Raw genomic sequence first — 20,477 nt, 5'->3', positions numbered from 1 at the left:
CGGAGAAAATCAAGCAATAGCTTGACTTTTCAAGACGGATGCACTATCTTGGCGGACAATGGAATTGGCGGTCGTCGCCGCCTGCATCGCCCGAGTACCGGAAAACCTCGGGCAATCTTCAACAAAACCGGAAACATGCTAAGAATTCTACTGGCGGTGTGCCTGCCGTGCGTGCTGTTCGCACAAGACAAGAACCTGTTTGTGAACCTTCAGCTTCATCGCGATATTCACCGTGAGGTCTATACCTCGACGGTGGAGATTTTCGAGCTGGACCGTTACGGAACGACGTTTTTCTTCACGGATAGCGACTTTGGCCCCGCGGGCGAGCAGAGCAGCTATTTTGAGATATCGCGGAGCCACGCCATGCTACGGCGGTCGTTCGGAGTGCTGAGCGCATCGCTGCAATTCAATGACGGTACGTTAGCCGGCGACGGTTTTGCTGCAGACGGAACACAGATCAAGCAAATTCCGCGGACATGGTTAGGCGGCGCGTCGCTGTCAGAGCTGAAATGGGGTCCGGCGGTTTTCGAGCTGCAAGCCCTGTGGCGGCAGGAGTTCGCCGCGGATCCTGGTTGGCAGTTGACCGCTGTGTGGTTCAGTCCGATTCCGCGCACGCGCCTGGAGTTGCTGGGCTACGTGGATTGGAACTCGAATGAGACGAATGACGAGCCGACTTCCGTGCAGGCGGAGCCGCAGCTGCAATATCACCGGGGACACTGGGCGCTGGGCAGCGAACTCGAGATTTCGCGGAATTTCGCCGGTGCATATACGACCGACAACGGGTATTCGAACCGGACTTGGTACACGCATCCGACGCTGTTTCTGAAGGTCGATTTCTGAGCGGCGACTTTCCGCCGGATCGTGCGCTGGCGCCGTCGTGCCTGACGGTGCCGATTTCGCTCGGGTACGGCGTGGCTGCCGGGCTGCACGGGCGCTGGCGGGCGGCGCGACAACGGGCGGTCCCGGTGCCGGTGATTTCCGTGGGCAACCTCAGCGTCGGCGGCACGGGGAAGACACCCTGCGTGATTGCGCTGGCGAAATTACTGTGCGAAATGCGGCCTGAACTCGCCCGGGTGAACGCGATCGGAATTCTCTCGCGGGGCTATGGCCGGGGATCGACCGGTCGCATGGTCGTCGAGGTTTCGAGCACGTACGACGCCGTTGGTGACGAGCCGCTTTTGATCAAGCGGTGCGTGCCGCAGGCCGCGGTGATCGTTGACGCCGACCGGGTGGCATCGGCTCGCTATGCGCACGGCATCGGCTGCCGGATTCTGCTGCTCGACGACGGGTTTCAGTATCGGCAACTTGCGCGCGATCTCGATATCGTAATGGTTGACGGGGCGGCGCCGCTGGGGAATGGCTGTCTCTTGCCGGCCGGGCCGTTGCGGGAAGCCGCCAGCTCGCTGAAGCGTGCGACGATCATGATCGGGGTCGGGAACAGAGTTGACCCGGCGCAACAGCTGGCGGCGAAGTATGGCCCTCGATTTTCAAACGCGCAAGTAGTTATGAATCTCCCGGAGTCCTTGCAGGCCCCCGGGACGCGGGTTTTTGCGTTCTGCGGGATCGCCCGGCCCCGCCGTTTCGAGGAGTCGTTGGCGGCAGCGGGTCTGGCAGTGACGGGAGTTCGGTATTTCGCGGATCACCATGTTTTCTCGGCAGCGGAGCTTTCAGAAATCCAATCTGAAGCCGGTCAGTCCGGGGCATCGGCCGTGGTCACTACCGCGAAGGACCGTTTGCGTGTCAGCAATTGGAAACCTATGTTAAATCTTGAAACGATAGAAATAGTCATGAATTTCACAGAATCTGGCGAATTGATGTCGCTTTTGGATCCAATTGTAGCGCGAATGGTAGAATAAGAGTGGTCGCGTCCTTCCCGCACAGATTCGGCCGTCTCTCCTCGGGTAGCGTGTTTTCACGGTTGGTCATGACCTCTCTTCAGTCGATTCTGTTTCTAATGAATTTACAGGGGTTTGGTGGCGGCGGGGGGCTTGACATTCGTTTCAGGTTTCGTATATTCTAAGGATGAGTTTCGACAACGGAATTCGGGGCATAGGAGCACGTAGCCGCTAAGCCTGGCCTCTTGGGGCAGATACGGGGCTCATAGCTCAGCGGTTAGAGCAGCGGACTCATAATCCGTCGGTCCCAGGTTCGAATCCTGGTGGGCCCACTGAAACACACAGTAGCATCTGAAGATCGGATGGAGCGGTTGTTCATTGTCGACGCGACGAACCAGTTTGCGGCTGACCAGTCTGAATCAAGGCGGGCGTGGGGTTTCAGGTGTGCGGGACATTTCCTCACACCTTTTTTTGTGGAATTGGGTTACAAACCAACGTGGTGAGGTAAAGTGACGACGCAAGCCAATGTAGAAGCGAAGGCGCGCGAGGCGGTGAAGTTGCTCTCGGAGCTTCAAGAGCTGGACGACGAGTTGCGGGAGATCGAGCTGGAGCGGGGCGACTTGCCCGAAGAGGTCGTGAAGCTATCGGCGGAGATCGAGGGCCTGGAGCTGTTCATCTCACAGCGGCAGTCGGAACTCTCGGCTTCGGCGGCGGAGTTGACGACCCGCACGCAAACGCTTGCGGAGGCAAAGGATAAGCAGTCGAAGTATCAACAACAGCTCTACGCGGTCAAGACGTCGCGAGAATACGATGCGATCACGGCGGAGGCGAATTTCGTGAAGCAGGAGATTACGACCTGCGAGCACGCGATCGATCGTGAGACCCGTCGTCAGAACGATTTAGGCCGGGCAATTGAAGAGCGCTCGGCGCAGCTTGAGAGTGTGCGGCAGGCCGAGCGCGACAAGAAGTCTGAGCTGGAATCCAAGCTGGCGGAGACCGCGGGCGATGAGAACGCCTTGCTGGAGCGTCGGCGCGGTGTGGTGGCCCGCTTGCACGGTCCGCTCTACGCGCACTACGAGCGGATTCGCGTGAACAAGGACGGTCGCGGTGTGGCGCGGTTGTTGGACGGTGCGTGCGGGGGCTGTTTTGCGATGATACCGCCGCAGATTCAGCAGAATGTGCGGTTGATGAACGACATAGTGATGTGCGAGACTTGCGGTCGCTACCTGGCCCCGTAGCGGATGGTCCGGGTTGTGGACGGATCCCGTGCCGAGTGGGTCGGTGTGGTTCGCGAACTTTTCGTCGAGTACGCGCGCTGGATCGGCATTGATCTTGAGTTTCAGCAATTCGCGGCCGAGCTGGCCGCACTACCCGGAGACTATTCGCCTCCGGGAGGCCGCCTGAACCTCGCGCTGGCCGACGACGAGGTCGCCGGTTGCATTGCCTTGCGGGAGTTTGCTCCCCGCATTTGTGAGATGAAACGCCTGTACGTGCGCGACGCATTTCGCGGCCAGGGCATCGGACGCACGTTGGTACTCGGGCTCATCGAGGAGGCCCGGAGCATCGGCTACACCGGCATGCGCCTCGACACGCTGCCGATGATGGGAGCGGCGATCAATCTTTATCGAGCGTTGGGGTTTCGCGAGATCGACCCGTATCGCTTCAACCCGGTGACCGGCGCGCTGTACATGGAACTGAATCTGTGAGCGACTTAATCGCGTACATCGATGGCGGCGCGCGCGGAAATCCGGGTCCGGCGGCGATCGGGGTGATCGTGCGTGATGAGGCGGGCCAGGTGCTTTACTCCGCGGGCAAGACCATCGGCAAGGGCACCAACAACGAAGCGGAGTATCGCGCGTTGATTCATCTGCTGGAGATGGCCGCGATCGATCCGACGTTGCGGGCGAGCAAAGCGGAGTCGCTGCGGATTCACTGCGACAGTCAATTGATCGTGATGCAGGTGCTGGGGAAATGGAAGATCAAGGAGCCGCGCCTGAAGGAGTTGAACGATCAGGTTCACGCACTGAAGAAGAAGGTTCCGTTTCAATTGCGCATCAAGCATGTCCCGCGCGAAGCGAATCGCGATGCGGACCGCTTAGTGAATTCGGCGCTGGACGGCGCCGGGGCGGCGGTTTCCGGCGCCGCTGACGGGGAGTCGTTTTGATCGCGCGCGTTGTCACGCTGGCGATGCTGTCGGTATGGTTTGCCGGCTGTGAATCGCAGGGGCTGGTGCTGTTACGGCAGGCGGACCGGGCGGTGGATGGCGGTGACTTTGACGGTGCGCTGCTGAACGTGCAGACGTTTTTGAAACGCTATCCCGCAAGTCCGGACACGAACCAGGCGCGCGAGATTCAGCAGCGTGCGGGCGTGGGCAAGCGCACGGAAACGACCGACGAGATTAAGGAGCAGCTCAAGGCGGGGGAATACGAGATCGCGCGCGGCATGCTGGACGAAGTGCGCGCCTTGGATTTCTTGCCGGGGAACGAGCGGGTGGTGATGAATCTGGATTCACTGATGCGGCAGGTTGAGCGGCAATTGCTCGCGCTGGAGCAGACGAACGAGCGCATGTCGGCGCAGTTTGACTCGCTGTCGGTGCCGCCTCCTCCGGGATTGACGCCCGTGCAGCCGGTGCCACATGTCCCGACGTCGGCAGAGATTGATTCGCTCGTGAACGAATCGATTCGCGCGGCGCTGCGGGCGATACCGCCGGTGCCGAAGACGCGCAAGTAGCAGGATTCCGGCAGGGACCCAGTCCCTGCTCGGCGAGCGTGATCATTATTCCGGCAGGGTCAGGAGACCCTGCACGGGGTGAACGATAGATTTCTCTTCCGAGTTCGCCGGACGGTCGCGGGATCGGGATTCCGGCAGGGACGCAGTCCCTGCTCGGCGAACGACTCGAGGAAAGTCCGAACTCCACAGGGCAGAGCGCCGGCTAACGGCCGGGTGCGGTGACGCAACGGAAAGTGCAACAGAAAGCAAACCGCCGGGAAGAAAACTTGAAACTTCAAACTTGAAACTTGATGTTGCTAATTCGGGATTCAAGTTTCACGTTTCAAATTTGAAGTTTTCTTTTCGGTAAGGGTGAAATGGTGCGGTAAGAGCGCACCGCGCGGGTGGTAACATCCGTGGCAAGGCAAACCCCGTTCGGAGCAAGGCCAAGTAAGCCGTGAGTCCCTTCGGCCCGGAGGGCGCAAGACGCGGCGGGTAGGCCGCAACGAGCCGTTCGAGTAATCGGCGGCCCAGACAGATGACCGTCGCTTCTGAATCCGGCAGGGACACCGTCCCTGCTCGGCGAGGGAGCACAGAATTCGGCTTACAGGCGAAGTGGGAAGAGACTTGTGAAAGGTGAATTGTGAAACCGGTCCCGGTTTGTCCGGGCTGGCGGTGATGATGGCAGGTGATTTCGGTATCCATTCCTTCCAATATGACGGTTGCAGTACCCCCCGCAGCGCCTCAGCAGCCTCGCAGTGAGTTCAACGACGTGAACGACCTCCAGAATTTCTTCACGCCGTCGTCGATCGCGGTGATTGGCGCGAGCCGGACGCCGGGCGCGATTGGCCGCGAGATGTTGCGCAAGTTGGTGGACTTCGGGTTCAACGGCGCGGTGTATCCGGTCAATCCGAAGGCGCGCTTCGTGCAATCGATGAAGTGCTATCGGAGTGTGCTCGAGATTCCGGATCCGGTGGATCTGGCGATTATCTGCGTACCGAAGCAGCTGGCGTTGCAGGCCGTTGAGGATTGTGGCCGCAAGGAAGTCAAGTCGATCATTATGATCACGGCCGGGTTCGGCGAAACGGGGGCGACGGGTGCCGAGCTCGAGCAGCGTGTATTTGAGCGGGTTCGCTCCCATGGGATGCGCATGATCGGCCCGAATTGCATGGGCGTGATCAACACCGATCCCAAATATCGCATGGATGCGACTTTCGCCGGTTCGCCGCCGTGGGAGGGCAAGATCGGGTTCCTGTCGCAGAGCGGAGCGCTGGGCGTGGCGATCTTGGATCGCGCCGCCGGGATGCGGCTGGGTCTGTCGTCCTTCGTCAGTCTCGGGAACAAGACGGATGTTTCCACCGATGACGTGTTGGGCTACTGGCTGGAGGATCCGCGCACGGAGCTGGTATTGCTGTATATCGAGAGTTTCGGGAATCCGCAGCGGTTCACACGGATCGCGCGCGAGATGGTGAAACAGAAGCCGATTATTGCGGTGAAGTCCGGTCGCACGCGGGCCGGCGCGCGCGCGGCGTCTTCGCACACGGCCAGTCTGGCCGCTGCTGACGTAGCCGTGGACGCGCTGTTTGAGTCCGCGGGTGTGATGCGCGTGGATACCGTCGAGGTGTTGTTCGATTTAGCGCAGGCGTTTGCGCGACAACCGCTGCCGAAGGGTCCGCGCGTCGGCGTGATGTCCAACGGCGGTGGTCCGGCGATTCTGGCCACGGATGCGGTGGTGGGGAACGGCTTGAAGATGGCGACGTTCTCGCCGGAAACGATTAACTCGCTGCGCTCAGTGCTGGCGGAAATTGCGAGCGCGTCGAATCCGGTTGACATGATTGCGATGTCCGGCGCGGAGCATTTTGAGCGCGTGGCCAATTTGCTGCTCGACGACGAGAATGTCGATGCGCTGCTGATCGTGTTCGTCGCGCCGGTGACCACGGATTCGCGCAGCGTGGCCGAAGCGATCGCGCGAGCCTATCAGGCAAACCGGCGCAAAGGCAAACCGGTGCTGGTCTGTTTCATGACCGGCGATCGGGACACGACCGGCACGCCGGTGTTGCATTCGGCGGGCCTGCCGGTTTACATCTTTCCGGAATCCGCGGCGCAGGCCCTGGCGGCGATGAATCGCTATCGGCAGATTCGCGAACGGTCCCAGGGCGAGGCGCGAGTCTTCGACGACGTGGACCGCGAGCGTGTGCGCAGCATCCTTGAGCATGCGCGGCTGGTGGGGCGCACGCAGTTGAGCGGAGACGAAGTCTCGGAGGTGCTGGCGGCATGGCGGTTTCCGACGCTCGCCGCGCGGCTGGTGGAACGCCGTGATGAATTGTCGGCTCGCGCCAAGGAAACCGGCTTCCCGCTGGTGATGAAGATTGCGGCGGAGGGCATTACCCACAAGTCCGATGTCGGCGGGGTGAAGTTGAATTTGCGCGACGAGTCGGACGTGTTGCGAGCGTGGGACGAGATCGCGACGTCGCTCAAAGCGCTTGACCCCCCCCTCGCAAAGTGGGCGGTGACTCTGGAACCGATGATCAGCGGTGGCCGCGAACTCGTGCTCGGGATCAACACGGACCCGGCGTTCGGACCGATGGTCATGGTCGGCATGGGCGGGATCTATGTCGAAGTGCTCAAGGACGTCGCCTTCCGGCTCGCCCCGCTGACCGAATTGGACATTGAAGAGATGGTGAAAAGTCTACGCGGCTACAAGATCCTCGCGGGCGTGCGTGGCGAACCCTCGATCCACTTCGGGTTGCTTCACGAGGCGCTGGCGCGGCTTTCCTATCTTTCGACGGAGTTTCCGGAGATTCAGGAGATGGACGTCAATCCGTTCCTGAGCTTCCCCGAGCGCGAGCGCTGCGTGGCGGTGGATGCGCGGATTTCGTTGCGGGGGGCGGGCGAGTCACGCCCGTAACAAGTTAGTGATTTTGTTTCATTACTATATGCAGGACCATCCATGCAATCAAAATGGGAACTGGTTGAGAGCCGTCCCCATGAGGAGATCGAAAGCTTAGCGAACGAATCCAGTATTCCCTACACAATCGCCCGCATCTTGATCAATCGCGGCATCGACACGCCCGTGCAAGTGGATCGGTTTTTTGCGCCGCAGGCGGCCCACTTGTACGATCCGTTTCTGATGCTGGACATGGACAAGGCCGCGGATCGGATTATTACGGCGCTGCAGCGTCGTGAGAAAGTTGCGATTTACGGGGACTATGACGTTGACGGAATTACGTCGGCTTCGATGATGTATCTCTTCCTCAAGGATTTGGGGGGGGAGGTCGAGGCGTACATTCCGGACCGCCAGAGCGAAGGTTACGGTATCTCCGAATCGGGCATCGCGGAATTGAAGCGGCGCGGAGCGAGTTTGATCGTCTCCGTGGACTGCGGGATCACATCGATCAAGGAGTCGAAGTTTGCGACGTCGATCGGCGTCGATCTGATCATCTCGGACCACCACGAGCCGGGAGACACGATACCCGATGCGGTGGCGGTGCTGGATCCGAAGCGCGAGGGCTGCGCCTATCCGTTCAAGGAGTTGAGCGGGGTGGGCGTCGCCTACAAGATTGCGCAGGGCGTTGTCCAGAAGCTGGGCATGGAGCCCGACTATCCGGAAAAGTACATCGACCTCGTGGCGTTGGGGAGCGCGGCGGACATCGTTCCGCTGGTGGATGAGAACCGCGTGTTCGTGAAGATGGGGCTGGAGAAGATCAACAACTTACCCGAAGTCGGCTTGGCGGCGTTGATCGATTCGGCTCAGTTGCGCGGCGGCAAGATCGAAGTGGGCGACATCGTGTTCGGCATTGCGCCGCGGATCAACGCGGTGGGCAGGCTGGGCAGCGCGTTGCGCGCCGTGCGCTTGTTGACGACGCGCGACAAGGTGGCGTCGCGAGAGATCGCGCAGGTTCTGGAGGACGAGAATCGGCGTCGCAAGGACATTGACAACACGACTCTCGAAGGCGCGATTTCGGAGATTGAGGCGACGATGAATCCGCACGATCGGCGGTCGATCGTCCTGTCGCGGGAGGGTTGGCATCCCGGCGTGATCGGCATCGTGGCTTCACGGCTGATCGAACGCTACTACCGTCCGACGGTCATGATCACCGTTGAGAACGGGATGGGCAAGGGCAGTGCGCGGGCGATCGCGAAATTCGACATCTATCTCGCGCTCAAGGCCTGTTCGGATCTGTTGCAGCAATTCGGCGGGCACAAGTACGCCGCGGGGCTGACGATCGAGGCGAAGAACATTCCGGCGTTTCAGGAGCGTTTCGAGCAGGTCTGTCGCGAGATGATTCCGGAAGAGGACCTGGTGCCGAAGATCAAGATCGAGAGCGAAATCTCGCTGGACGAGATCACTCCGGAGATGGTCAACACCTTGAAGCGGTTTGCGCCGTTTGGTCCGAAGAACAATCGTCCGAACTTTTTTACCCGGGGTCTGGAAGTGCTCGACAGTCCGCGGATTGTCGGGGCCAACCACCTGAAATTCCGGGCCGGACAGGGTGGCGCGAGTTTTGAGGCCATCGGCTTCAATCTCGGCGACCGGATTCACAAGGTTGACAACGGCAGCCGCCATCTCGAAATGGTCTATGCGATCGAAGAGAACGAGTACATGAATCGCAAGTCGATTCAACTGCGGATCAAGGACTTGCGGTAAGCCCTCGCGTCGCGGGCGAAGTCCGCTCGCGCGTTATTCATCAAGTACCCACCTGTATGAACCGACCGACTGTTCGTCATTTACGGCTGTGGTTGCCGGTGCTGTTGTCGCTGACGGCGCTATCGTTTGCGATGGGCAAGAAGGAGAAAGCCGACAGCGGGATTCGCGGCAAGGTTGAGATTTGGGAAGGCAATTTCATGCCGATGACCGATCCCAACTCCGCGAGCAACAAGATCAAGCCCGGAGCCGGCCGTGTGGTGCGCGTGTTCGCCGCGGTGAAAGCCGAGAGCGAAGAGGTTCGCCAGATCCGCGCCGGGGAGGATGGACCCGCGGTTATCAAAGAGATCGTCTGCAATGAACAGGGCGAGTTTATCGTGAACTTGCCGCCCGGCAAGTACAGCGTATTTGTTGAAGAAGGCCAGGGCTGGTACTCCAACAGCATCGATGGCGCGGGCGTGCAGGGAGCCGTGACGGTCGAGCCGGGCAAGCTGGCGGAATTGACGATCAAGATCACCAGCAAGGCGACGTTTTGAACCTGGGACTTGCCGGACGGCGGATGATGGTTACGGCGGCCTCGCGCGGACTTGGCTACAGCGTGGCGCGCGAGCTCCTACGCGAAGGTGCTCGGGTGCTGATTTCGAGTTCAAGTGAGTCGAGGATCGCGGCGGCGGCGGAGCGGTTGAAGTCAGAAGGTTTGTCGCAGGTGGAGACGGCGGTCGCCGACCTGACGCAGCCGCGGGACATTGAACGACTGGTGGAGCTCGGCAACTCGCGGTTCGGTGGGTTGGACGGTTTGGTGACGAACTGTGGGGGGCCGCCCGCCGGTTTGCCGTTGGCGATTACGGACGCACAATGGCAATTGGCTTACGAATCGGTGTTTATGTCGGTCGTGCGGCTGTGCCGGCTGGTGGTTCCGCGCATGGTGGAACGGCGTGATGGCGCGGTGCTGGCGATCGCCTCAACCACGGTGAAACAGCCGATTGAGAACTTGACAACATCCAATGCGCTGCGACCGGCGCTGGCGGGGTACCTGCGGTATCTTGCCGATGAAGTGGCGGCGCAGAATGTTCGGATTAACGTGATTGCGCCGGGGCGCTTTCTCACGGAGCGATCGTTGGAGCTCGAGACGGCGCTGGCGCAGCGTCTGAACGTCAGCACGGCGGAAGCGCGTGCGCGTTATGCCGGGGAAATTCCGATGGGACGGATCGGCGACGTCGATGAATTTCCCGCGCTCTGCGCGTTCCTGCTGTCACCGCGCGGGTCTTATGTGACGGGACAAACCTATTGTATAGACGGGGGCAGGGTTGCTTCGATATTTTAGCCTCGCGGTGCTGCTGGCACTGCTCACGGCCGGCGTCCTGCCGGCGCAAGAGAGTGAGCCGCCGCAACCACTGGACAGCGCAAAAACGGATTCGGTCACTCCGCCGCCGGTGAAGAGCCGGTTGCAGCAAGCCATCGAAGCGGGCGAGCGGGCCGCGGAGGAAGTGGGGACCGACAGCGTGCGGTCTGATCCGGCGAGCACCGGGCGAATTGCGCTCGAAAAGGCGCAGAAGTGGGTTCGCCGGCTGTTCTATCGCGGCTGGCTCAATCCGACGGTAATCGGCGGCTTTTCCACCTACCAGCTGACATTCTGGGGGGAAGGGACTGGTTCTTACGGGCCGGTGGATGCCAAGCTGACCGTTCAGTATCTCGGACCGACCGAATGGATGGGTAAGGATGCGGAGTGGCTGCAGGCCGCGTACTACACCATGGAATCTGACCCCGAGTTGATCGAGTTTGACTTGATTGTGCCAGCGCGCCAGAAGATCACCGAAGTTTATCGCGCGCTTTATCGGATTGATCGCGGAGAGCTGCAAGCGATGACCTTCGGTTTGCCCGCCGGTCAGATTGACATGGACGCCGTGGACCGCCCGCTCGAAGCCGGGCAGAAATCGGTCAAGGTCTATGCCGGGACCTTCGACTGCGCGACATACCGCGGGACGGGTGACGTCGGCGCGGAGGTGATCGTCTCTCGGTCGAGCGATGTCATGCCGTTGGAAATCGTCGTGCTCGGTTACGGGGACGAAGGCCTGACGTTTTCGGCGAATGGCGCGAATGTCACACCTCGATTCAAGTCCCCGCCTCCACTGTCCCGTTAGACTCCTCTCCTTCCCGCACTCGTGCAGAAAATCAAATCTGTTATTCGCACCGCCGATTCCGAGTTTGCGGCGAATGCCGCCTCGATGAAGGCGCTGGTCGCCGAACTTCGTTCCCGGTTGGACAAACTTCACCCCGCCGGGGGGCCGCGGATCGCCATTGAGCGTCACGCGGCGCGGGGCAAGCTGGCCGTGCGTCGGCGGCTGGAGCTGCTGTTTGATTCGGACACACCGTTTCTCGAGTTTTCGTCGTTGGCCGCGCATGAGATGTACGGCGGCGACGCCCCTTCGGCGGGGGTCGTGACCGGCGTGGGCGTCGTCCACGGGCGGGAAGTGCTGGTGGTGGCGAATGATGCGACCGTCAAGGGCGGCACCTACTACCCGATGACGATCAAGAAGCACTTGCGCGCCCAGGCGATTGCGCTGGAGAATCGGCTGCCCTGCGTGTATCTGGTGGATTCGGGCGGGATCTTTCTCCCGGAACAGGCGGGCACGTTTCCTGACAAGGATCACTTTGGCCGCATCTTCTACAATCAGGCGCGTCTGAGTGCAGCGGGTATTCCGCAAATCGCCGTGGTCATGGGGTCATGCACCGCGGGAGGTGCGTATGTTCCGGCGATGTCGGACGAGACGGTGATTGTGAAGGGCACAGGCACGATCTTCATTGGTGGTCCGCCGCTGGTGAAGGCGGCCACGGGAGCGGACGTCACGGCGGAGGAACTGGGCGGCGCGGACGTGCACACGCGCATCTCCGGCGTCGCGGATCATTTTGCGAACAACGACGACCACGCGCTGCAACTCACGCGGGGAATTGTGGAGAGTCTGGGGCGGGGGCCGCGTCACGAGTTTGACCGCGAGCCGCCCGAGGAGCCGGCCTACGATCCTGCCGAGATCTACGGAGTAGTGCCTTCGGACTTGAAGCGTCAGTACGACATCCGTGAGGTGCTGGCGCGGATGGTCGATGGTTCGCGGTTTCAGGAGTTCAAGGCCCGTTACGGGACGACACTGGTGTGCGGCTTCGCGCGGATTCACGGCTATCTGGTAGGCATCATCGGCAACAACGGCGTGTTGTTCGGCGAATCCGCGAAGAAGGGCGCGCACTTCGTGGAACTCTGCGGGATGCGCAAGATTCCGCTGCTATTCTTGCAGAACATCACGGGGTTCATTGTCGGCAAGCAGTACGAGCACGGGGCGATTGCGAGCGACGGCGCGAAGATGGTGCATGCGGTAGCCTGCGCCGATGTGCCGAAATTCACGGTGGTCGTGGGGGGGTCGTACGGGGCGGGTAACTATGCCATGTGCGGTCGCGGCTATTCGCCGCGACTGTTGTGGACCTGGCCGAATGCGCGGATCAGCGTGATGGGCGGGGAGCAGGCGGCGACGGTACTGGTGCAGGTGAAAGAAGAACAATTACGCGCTCAGGACAAGTCGTTGTCGCCCGAAGAGATCGAGGCGATTCGCCGGCCGGTGCTCGACAAGTATGAGTTTGAGGGCAGCCCCTATTACTCGACGGCGCGGATGTGGGATGACGGGATTCTCGATCCGGTCGATACGCGGCAGGCCATTGCACTGGGCATCGCGATGGCGGCGAACCAGCCCGTTCCGGACTATCGTCCCGGCGTCTATCGCATGTAGCTCATGGAAACTCCCGTGCACAGTGAGGCGCAGCGGACGTACGACTGGATGTGGATCGTGTTCACGATCTCAAGTCTTGTCTTGATCCTGACGTGGGGGCTGAAGCTGCCGGAGCCGGGCCGGTATTTCACGGTTGGCGGTCTACTGCTGATTGCATTGTTCTTGTGGGGATTTCTGGAACTCCGGGTAGTCATCACGATGTCGGAAGTCAGGTTTGGCTTCCCGTTCTGGCGTAAGCGCTTTCCCTTGAAGGCAGTTTCGGTCGGCGACGTTGTTCAGCTCACCGTCTGGAACGGCATCGGGATTCATCGTGTCGCTCGCGGTTGGGTGTTCAATGCTCGCTTTGGGCGGGCGGTCGAGATCTTTGCGGGCGGGGTGCGCTATCTCATTGGCAGCAACGATCCGGAGCGATTACAGGCGGCACTGTTGCGTGCTGCTCCGCGGCGGGGCCGCGCATGATCCACGCCTATCGCCACCTCAAGTTGTCGGGGGACACGCATGTTCGCCGGGTGACGCTGGCGCGCGCCGAGGTCCGCAATGCTTTCAACGCCGACGTGATTTCGGAGTTGACGTCGGTGATGGTTCGACTGAAGCGTGACGAGGCCCTGCGCGCGGTCATCATCGACGCGGAAGGTCCGACGTTTTGCGCGGGAGCCGATTTCCATTGGATGGGGGGGATGAAGACGGCGAGTTACGAGGCGAACCTCGTGGACTCGCAGTGTTTGTTCGAGATGTTTCTGGAGACGTACCGCTTGCCGATTCCCACGATTGCGTGCGTGCAGGGCGGGGCTTACGGCGGAGGCGCCGGACTGGTTGCCTGTTGTGATTTTGTGGTGATGGCGGAGGACGCGCTCCTGTCGTTCAGTGAAGTTCGCATCGGACTGGTCCCGGCGACGATCTCTCCGTTTGTGATTCGCAAGATCGGCGAGGGCCGGGCGCGGGAGCTGTTTCTGAGTGGTGCGCTGATCGATGCCGAGCGTGCCTTGCGCATCGGGCTGGCGAACCAGGCGGTGCCCGTTGAGTCGCTGGTAGCGGCATGCGGCGAGTACGTGGCGCAGTTGATGAAGGCCGGACCGCAGGCGCTGCGGCTGACCAAAGAGGTGCTGCGCGAGGTTCCGGGTTTGAACCTGCATGATGCTCGCGAGTACACGGCGCTGCGGATTGCGGAACAGCGGTTGTCGGACGAGGGCCAGGAAGGTATGACGGCGTTTCTCGAGAAGCGCAAGCCGAAGTGGGCGAGATAGGGCAAGTGTTTAAGAAGATTCTGATTGCAAATCGCGGCGAGATCGCCGTACGGGTGATGCGAACGGCGCGCGAATTGGGGATTCGCACCGTTGCCGTGTACAGTGATGCAGATCGTTGTGCGTGTCACGTGGAACTCGCGAACGAGGCCGTTTACCTCGGCGAGGCTCCGGCAACGGCGAGCTATCTGAATATCGGAAAGCTACTTGCGGCGGCCAAGTCCACCGGTGCGGAGGCCATTCATCCCGGCTATGGTTTCTTATCGGAGAATCCGTTATTTTCGCAGGCGGTGACGGACGCGGGCCTGGTGTTTGTCGGCCCACCCGCCGGCGCGATGAAGCTGCTGGGGAACAAGATTGAGTCGCGCGTGTTGGCGCAGCGGGAAGGCGTGCCGGTGACACCGGGTGCGACGTTCGAGCAGCCGACGGCGGAGGTCGTCAGGCGTGCGGCAGAGCAGATCGGCTATCCGGTGTTGATCAAGGCCGCGGCGGGCGGCGGCGGCAAGGGCATGCGTGTCGTGCCAAATGCTGAGGAGTTGCCGTTGGCGCTGGAAGGCGCGATGCGAGAGGCGGGCTCGGCGTTCGGCGATTCGACGGTGTATCTTGAAAAGTATCTGACGCGGCCGCGGCACATCGAGTTTCAGGTCTTCTGCGACCGGCATGGTCACGCGGTGCACCTCGGTGAGCGGGAGTGCTCGATTCAGCGACGGCATCAGAAGATCGTTGAGGAGTCGCCTTCGGTGGCATTAACCCCCGCCTTGCGGAAGCAGATGGGCGAAGCGGCCGTGAAGGTGGTGAAAGCCGCGGGCTACGAGAATGCCGGAACTGTGGAGATGCTGCTGGACGGTGATCAGTTCTATTTTCTCGAAGTCAATGCGCGATTGCAAGTTGAGCATCCGGTGACGGAAATGGTGACCGGCGAAGACCTTGTGCACTGGCAGTTTCTGGTTGCGTCCGGCGCGCGCTTGCCGAAAACTCAGGCGGAAATTCTGCCGCGCGGACACGCCATCGAGTGCAGGATCTACGCGGAAGACCCGGCCAATAGCTTTCTGCCGTCTTCCGGAACGGTGCTCGCGCTCGACGAGCCGCGCATTCCGGGTGTGCGGATCGATTCCGGGATTCGCGAGGGCTCGGAGGTCTCGGTGTTCTATGATCCGATTCTATCCAAGGTGATCGTCCATGCCGCGACCCGGGATCAGGCGATCAGCAGGATGCGCGAGGCGTTGAACCGGTATGTTTTGTTGGGCGTGGCGAATCCGCTTGAGTATTTGCAAAGCGTGCTGGCGCATCCGGCATTTCAGCGGGGCGAGTTGAGCACTCACTTCATCAGCGATCACCTGTCGGCTTGGAAACCCACGCCGGCGGCGGAGCCGGAATTGGCGGCGGCGCTCGCGGCGGCACTTCTGTATCGCGCTCCCGTCGCGAATTCGGCGGCGACCAGCGCTCCGCAGAGTGACACCCCGTGGCGGACACTCGGTGGTTGGCACATCGCAGCGGGGGGCGGTCGATGAAGGGTGAGTTGAACTACAACGGAGATCGCGTCAACGCGAGTCTGTCGCCGACGCCGGAGGGTGTCACACTGACGCTGGACGGTTTGATCCACGAATTCAGGCCGGTGGAACTTGGTCAGAATCGTTGGCTGCTGTGCAATTCACACGGCCAGTTGCAGGCGAGAGTGGTCCGCGATCGTGACCGGTTGCTGGTTTGGCTTGCGGGTCGTGCTTTCGAATTCCAGTTGACATCGGGCGATGCCGCGGCCGGTGAGGAGAGTGGCGGCGGGGAGGACGAAGCGCGGGCGCCGATGCCGGGCACGCTCATCAAGTTGCTGGTGCAGCCGGGCGCGGCGGTGGAGCAAGGGCAGGTCCTGGCGATAATCGAGGCGATGAAGATGGAGCATCAGATCAGAGCGCCGCGCGCGGGCATCGTGGAGGCCGTCGCCGGGGAATTGGGAACGATCATCGACGCGGGGGCGCTGGTGGTGTCGCTGGCGGCGGAGCAGTCCGCGAAGTAGCATGTACGGATCACGACATATCTACTGCGGTATCAATTTGGTCGTGGCGTCGCTCCCGCGGATTTCGGATTTAGGGATCGGCATCGAGGTGCTGTTTGACGATACTCGCGATCTCTGGCCGCAGGTTCGGTGGGAGAACCTGCTGAACGTGGCGGATGCATTGGCCGATGAAGGCATCGAGGCGACGGTTCACGGTCCGTTTCACGGGCTGAACCTCGGGACGGCGGATCACCACGTGCGGGAGTATTCGTTGGCGGCGTTAACGGGCGGACTGGAAGCGGCGCGGGCGTTTCGTTCGCCGGTGATGGTCTTCCATACGGGCTACTTGCCGCAATATCCGACGCGCACCCGCGAGCAGTGGGTAGAGCGATTCTGCGAGAATCTGGAGCTCCTCGTGACGCGCGCGGCGGACCTCGAGGTCCGCCTGGCGATGGAGAACACCTATGAGCAGGACCTCACGCTGTTTCAGGAGATTTTCGCGCGCTTTCCGACGCCGGCCTTAGGAATGTGTCTGGACGTCGCGCATGCCACGTGTTACGGTCGGGTACCGGCGGCGAACTGGGCGCTGACGTTTGCCGACCGGATCTGCCATATTCATTGTTCGGACAACGACGGCAAGGAAGACACGCACTGGGAGTTGGGGCGGGGGCAGGTGGATTTCCGCCGCTTGCTGGCTCCGTTGGCCAAACTCGGCAGCCAGGCGACGGTCACGTTCGAGACGCCGCTGGACAAAGGCGAGCAGTCACGGGACTATTTTTTTAATTTGCTGGAAACGATCCGCAAGGAAGAGCCCGTCGTATGACCGACATTCGCAAACCGGACTCGAAGGAGCTGACCCCGAAGTTGCAAAAGATTCGCGAGAATCTTGACCGCGTACTTCGGGATTACGATCTTTCGCAACAGGAATACAATTCGCTGATGGACGACCTGAAGCAGCGCCGCAAGCGCATTGAGGGGGCGGGCGACAGCGTATTTGACGATCTCACCGAGGAGTAGCTCCCTTTTTTCCGTTAGACCAACCTGCTCATGCACCTGACCGAAGAACAAAAAATGCTTCGCGAGATGGTTCGGGACTTTGCCCAGAACCGGATCAAGCCGATCGCCGCGGAGATCGACGAGACAGAACGATTTCCGACGGAGATCGTGGCCGAGATGGCCGAGCTCGGATTGATGGGGATTCCCTACCCGGAGCGCTACGGCGGCGCGGGGATGGACTATGTTTCATATACCTTGGCCGTGGAAGAGATTGCGAAGGTCTGCGGCAGCACGGCGCTGACGCTGGCGGCCCACATTTCCCTTGGCTGCGGTCCGATTTACACGTTTGGCAGCGAGGAGCAGAAGCAGAAGTATCTGCCGGCGCTTTGCGCGGGGAAGACGTGCGGGGGATTTGGGCTGACCGAACCGCAGGCGGGCAGCGACGCGGGCGCGACGCAATCGCACGCGGAGGACCTGGGGGATCACTATCTGCTGAACGGGACGAAGGTTTACTGCACGAACGGTACGTATTCCGACACGTTTACGATCAGCGCGGTGACGGACAAGTCACGCGGGACGCGCGGGATCAGTTGCTTCATTCTGGAAAAGGGTTTTCCGGGATTTGAGGTCGGCAAGAAGGAGCACAAGCTGGGCGTGCGGGGCTCGGACACGGTCATGCTGCATTTCAGCGATGTGAAGGTGCCGAAGGCGAATCTGCTCGGGAACGTCAACGAGGGTTTCAAGCAGATGTTGACGACGCTGGATTCCGGGCGCATTTCGATTGCGGCGATGGCGTTGGGCTTGGCCGTGGGCGCGTACGAGCAGACGCTGGAATATGTCAAGACGCGCAAGGCATTTGGACAGCGAATCGCGGATTTTCAGGCGACGCAGTTCAAGCTGGCGGATATGTATGTCCAGATTCAAGCGGCGCGTCATCTCGTATATGATTCGGCGCGGCGGAAGGACGCCGGCGAGGATTACGTTCGCGAGTCGGCGATGGCCAAGTTGTTTGCCAGCGAAGTCGCCAACAAAGTTACGTTGCAGGCGATTCAGTTGCACGGTGGCTACGGCTATGTCCGCGAGTATCCGGTGGAGCGGATGTTCCGCGACGCCAAGTTGACGGAGATTGGTGAGGGGACGTCGGAAATTCAGCGCCTCGTCATCGCGCGTTCGCTCATCGGCAAGTAGGCGTTGCGGGATGTTCGAGCTTGGGCCGTTCCGGCTGGACTTGATCGACGACGGTCGCTTTGAATTGCAGGGCGATGCGTTCACACGGCTGGGCGGTCATGGTCATTCGGGACGGGTCGCGCCGCGGGTGATGATCGGGTTCAACACCCTGTTGATTCGCGGTCGCGGCCGTACGATTCTGGTCGATCCGGGGACCGGCGACAAGCGATTGGCGGACAGCTACCGGCGCTATCACCTGGAGCTGCCGCGCAAGGTGTTCGGCGCATTGGAACAGCTGGGCGTGGGGCTCCAGGATGTTGACACCGTAATTCTGACGCACCTGCATTGGGACCATGTCGGGGCGGCGACGAGCGTGAGCGACGCGGGAGACGTCGTTCCCACGTTTCCGAAAGCCCGGTATGTGTTGCAGCACCGCGAACTCGCCGCGGCCCGCGCGGCGATCGTGGACGGAGACGACGGATATATCTCCGCCGACTTCGAGCCGCTGGTGGATGCCGGGGTCCTGGACCTGTTGGATACCGACGCGGAGATTGCACCGGGCGTCTCGGTGCGCTGGGTGGGCGGGCACAGTCCGGGCCTGCAGATTGTGCATGTGGATGGCGGGGATTCCGGTCGGGCGGTCTATTTGAGTGATCTCATCCCGACCAATGCCCAACTTCCGCTGCACAGCGTCTCCACGTATGATCTCAACCATCCGGAGCTGCTGGATTCGAAGCAGCGCGTGCTGGATGAGGCGGTCGGCGCTCACGACTTGTTACTGTTTGTTCATGCGCCGCGCAGCCGGGCGGGTTATGTTTCGCGGGATGCGCGAGGGGCGGTGCATTTAGAGCGGCTCCAGATTTGAACTCACTTTTTCTGAACCTCTGTTTCAGTTTTTCGATCCATGAATCCTAATACTCCAGTCATCACCTCCGCGGTGCGCACGCCGATCGGCTCGTTTAGTGGCGCACTGGCGGCCGTGCCGGCACCGATGCTTGCCGCGCACTGTCTGAAAGAGAACTTGACGCGCTCGAAGCTTGAGGCGGGCGACGTCGATGAGGTCATTCTCGGCATGGTACTGCAAGGCGGAGTCGGTCAGGCTCCCGCGCGGCAGGCCGCGATCTTTTCGGGTATTCCGGCTTCGGTTTCAGCCTGGACGGTAAACAAGGTGTGCTCCTCTGGCTTGAAGGCCGTAATGTGCGGCGCGCAGAGCGTGCAACTTGGTGAAGCCAAGGTCGTCGTCGCCGGGGGGATGGAGAACATGTCGCTCGCGCCCTATTATCTTGAGCAGGCGCGCGGCGGTTATCGGCTGGGGAACGGCGAGTTGATCGACGGCATGGTGAAGGACGGCCTGTGGGATCCGTACAAGAACCAGCACATGGGGAATTGCGCCGAATTGTGCGCGCGGGAGAAGAAGATCACGCGCGAAGAGCAGGACGAGTTCGCCGTGGAGTCGTACCGTCGCGCGCAGGCCGCGCTGAAGGACGGCCGGTTCAAGCATGAGATCGTCCCGGTCGTGATCAAATCGCGCAAGGGCGAAGTGACGGTGACCGAAGACGAAGAGCCAACCAAAGTGGATTTCGCCAAACTGCCGACCTTGCGGCCGGCATTCGAGAAGGACGGGACGATCACGGCGGCGAATGCCTCCAAGATCAATGACGGCGCATCGGCGTTGACCATCATGTCCTATGAAGAGGCGCAGCGGCGAGGCCTGCGGCCGTTGGCGCGGATCGCCGGGTATTCGACGTTCAGCCAGGAACCGGAGTGGTTTACGACGGCGCCGGCGCCGGCCGTTGAAAAGCTCCTGCGGCGGCTGGGTTGGAAGGTGAACGACGTGGACCTGTGGGAGTTGAATGAGGCGTTTGCGGTCGTTGGCATCATCAATATGCGCATGCTGGGGCTGGACGCCGCGCGGGTCAATGTGAACGGCGGCGCGGTGGCGATGGGGCACCCGATCGGCTCATCGGGTTGCCGGATCGTGGTGACACTGCTGCACGCTCTGAAGGAACGCGGCGGCAAGCGCGGCGTGGTCGGCATCTGCAACGGCGGCGGCGAGGCAACCGCATTAGCTGTGGAGGTTATCTGAGTCGCTGGAGGCTCATTGCGCTGTTGATCACGTGC

General features: G+C 61.2%; 21 protein-coding genes, 1 tRNA gene and 1 other RNA gene. All 23 read left to right on the top strand.

From position 1 onward, the window contains the following. The first annotated feature begins 135 nt into the window (after positions 1-135). The 23 genes from HZB60_08270 to HZB60_08160 all read left to right on the top strand — a co-directional run bounded on the left by HZB60_08270 (position 136) and on the right by HZB60_08160 (position 20,442). Positions 136-840, top strand: a complete 705-nt coding sequence (locus tag HZB60_08270) for a DUF5020 family protein (protein MBI5059757.1) — start codon at positions 136-138, stop codon at positions 838-840. Beyond that, a complete protein-coding gene (lpxK, locus tag HZB60_08265; protein ID MBI5059756.1) occupies positions 798-1,856 on the top strand; it encodes a tetraacyldisaccharide 4'-kinase in 1,059 nt (352 codons plus the stop codon). The genes HZB60_08270 and lpxK overlap by 43 nt, the downstream gene beginning before the upstream one ends. Positions 1,857-2,094: 238 nt before the next feature. Beyond that, positions 2,095-2,167 (top strand) — tRNA-Ile (locus HZB60_08260). 177 nt (positions 2,168-2,344) lie between these two features. Then, on the top strand, positions 2,345-3,073 hold the full coding sequence (locus tag HZB60_08255; GenBank protein MBI5059755.1) for a hypothetical protein: 729 nt from the start codon (positions 2,345-2,347) through the stop codon (positions 3,071-3,073). Between the two features lie 3 nt (positions 3,074-3,076). Further along, positions 3,077-3,541, top strand: coding sequence for a GNAT family N-acetyltransferase (locus HZB60_08250; protein ID MBI5059754.1), 465 nt, complete (start codon positions 3,077-3,079; stop codon positions 3,539-3,541). Continuing rightward, positions 3,538-3,999: a ribonuclease HI family protein gene (locus HZB60_08245; GenBank protein ID MBI5059753.1), complete on the top strand. Its 462-nt coding sequence runs from the start codon at positions 3,538-3,540 to the stop codon at positions 3,997-3,999. Before HZB60_08250 ends, HZB60_08245 begins: the two co-directional genes overlap by 4 nt. Next, positions 3,996-4,565: a hypothetical protein gene (locus HZB60_08240; GenBank protein MBI5059752.1), complete on the top strand. Its 570-nt coding sequence runs from the start codon at positions 3,996-3,998 to the stop codon at positions 4,563-4,565. Before HZB60_08245 ends, HZB60_08240 begins: the two co-directional genes overlap by 4 nt. A 99-nt stretch (positions 4,566-4,664) precedes the next feature. Further along, an RNA gene (rnpB, locus tag HZB60_08235) (RNase P RNA component class A) lies at positions 4,665-5,167 on the top strand. A gap of 149 nt (positions 5,168-5,316) precedes the next feature. Continuing rightward, positions 5,317-7,452: an acetate--CoA ligase family protein gene (locus HZB60_08230; protein ID MBI5059751.1), complete on the top strand. Its 2,136-nt coding sequence runs from the start codon at positions 5,317-5,319 to the stop codon at positions 7,450-7,452. A 42-nt stretch (positions 7,453-7,494) separates the two neighbouring features. After that, on the top strand, positions 7,495-9,192 hold the full coding sequence (gene recJ / locus HZB60_08225) for a single-stranded-DNA-specific exonuclease RecJ (GenBank protein MBI5059750.1): 1,698 nt from the start codon (positions 7,495-7,497) through the stop codon (positions 9,190-9,192). A 56-nt stretch (positions 9,193-9,248) separates the two neighbouring features. Beyond that, positions 9,249-9,725, top strand: a complete 477-nt coding sequence (locus tag HZB60_08220; GenBank protein MBI5059749.1) for a hypothetical protein — start codon at positions 9,249-9,251, stop codon at positions 9,723-9,725. Next, complete coding sequence (locus tag HZB60_08215) at positions 9,722-10,513, top strand: SDR family oxidoreductase (GenBank protein ID MBI5059748.1); 792 nt, start codon at positions 9,722-9,724, stop codon at positions 10,511-10,513. Before HZB60_08220 ends, HZB60_08215 begins: the two co-directional genes overlap by 4 nt. Continuing rightward, on the top strand, positions 10,497-11,330 hold the full coding sequence (locus tag HZB60_08210; GenBank protein ID MBI5059747.1) for a hypothetical protein: 834 nt from the start codon (positions 10,497-10,499) through the stop codon (positions 11,328-11,330). The genes HZB60_08215 and HZB60_08210 overlap by 17 nt, the downstream gene beginning before the upstream one ends. Before the next feature lie 21 nt (positions 11,331-11,351). Continuing rightward, the gene (locus tag HZB60_08205; protein MBI5059746.1) at positions 11,352-12,962 is read left to right on the top strand and encodes a methylcrotonoyl-CoA carboxylase; all 1,611 of its coding nucleotides are present in this window, start codon (positions 11,352-11,354) and stop codon (positions 12,960-12,962) included. 3 nt (positions 12,963-12,965) lie between these two features. Next, entirely contained in the window at positions 12,966-13,421 is a 456-nt protein-coding gene (locus HZB60_08200) for a hypothetical protein (protein MBI5059745.1), read from the top strand. Beyond that, complete coding sequence (locus HZB60_08195) at positions 13,418-14,206, top strand: enoyl-CoA hydratase/isomerase family protein (protein ID MBI5059744.1); 789 nt, start codon at positions 13,418-13,420, stop codon at positions 14,204-14,206. Before HZB60_08200 ends, HZB60_08195 begins: the two co-directional genes overlap by 4 nt. A gap of 5 nt (positions 14,207-14,211) precedes the next feature. Next, complete coding sequence (locus HZB60_08190) at positions 14,212-15,714, top strand: ATP-grasp domain-containing protein (protein MBI5059743.1); 1,503 nt, start codon at positions 14,212-14,214, stop codon at positions 15,712-15,714. After that, positions 15,711-16,214: an acetyl-CoA carboxylase biotin carboxyl carrier protein subunit gene (locus HZB60_08185; GenBank protein ID MBI5059742.1), complete on the top strand. Its 504-nt coding sequence runs from the start codon at positions 15,711-15,713 to the stop codon at positions 16,212-16,214. Before HZB60_08190 ends, HZB60_08185 begins: the two co-directional genes overlap by 4 nt. A gap of 1 nt (position 16,215) precedes the next feature. Then, positions 16,216-17,016: a sugar phosphate isomerase/epimerase gene (locus HZB60_08180; protein ID MBI5059741.1), complete on the top strand. Its 801-nt coding sequence runs from the start codon at positions 16,216-16,218 to the stop codon at positions 17,014-17,016. Next, entirely contained in the window at positions 17,013-17,210 is a 198-nt protein-coding gene (locus HZB60_08175; protein MBI5059740.1) for a hypothetical protein, read from the top strand. Before HZB60_08180 ends, HZB60_08175 begins: the two co-directional genes overlap by 4 nt. 30 nt (positions 17,211-17,240) lie before the next feature. Further along, positions 17,241-18,377 (top strand): acyl-CoA dehydrogenase, encoded by a 1,137-nt coding sequence (locus HZB60_08170; GenBank protein MBI5059739.1) that lies wholly within the window; start codon positions 17,241-17,243, stop codon positions 18,375-18,377. A 10-nt stretch (positions 18,378-18,387) separates the two neighbouring features. Next, positions 18,388-19,221, top strand: coding sequence for an MBL fold metallo-hydrolase (locus tag HZB60_08165; protein MBI5059738.1), 834 nt, complete (start codon positions 18,388-18,390; stop codon positions 19,219-19,221). Positions 19,222-19,260: 39 nt separating this feature from the next. Next, complete coding sequence (locus HZB60_08160; GenBank protein ID MBI5059737.1) at positions 19,261-20,442, top strand: thiolase family protein; 1,182 nt, start codon at positions 19,261-19,263, stop codon at positions 20,440-20,442. Positions 20,443-20,477 lie beyond the last annotated feature (35 nt).

Source organism: candidate division KSB1 bacterium, assembly GCA_016214895.1.
Classification (GTDB): Bacteria; Electryoneota; RPQS01; order RPQS01; family RPQS01; genus JACRMR01.
This window is presented reverse-complemented; position numbering and strand designations above follow the sequence as displayed.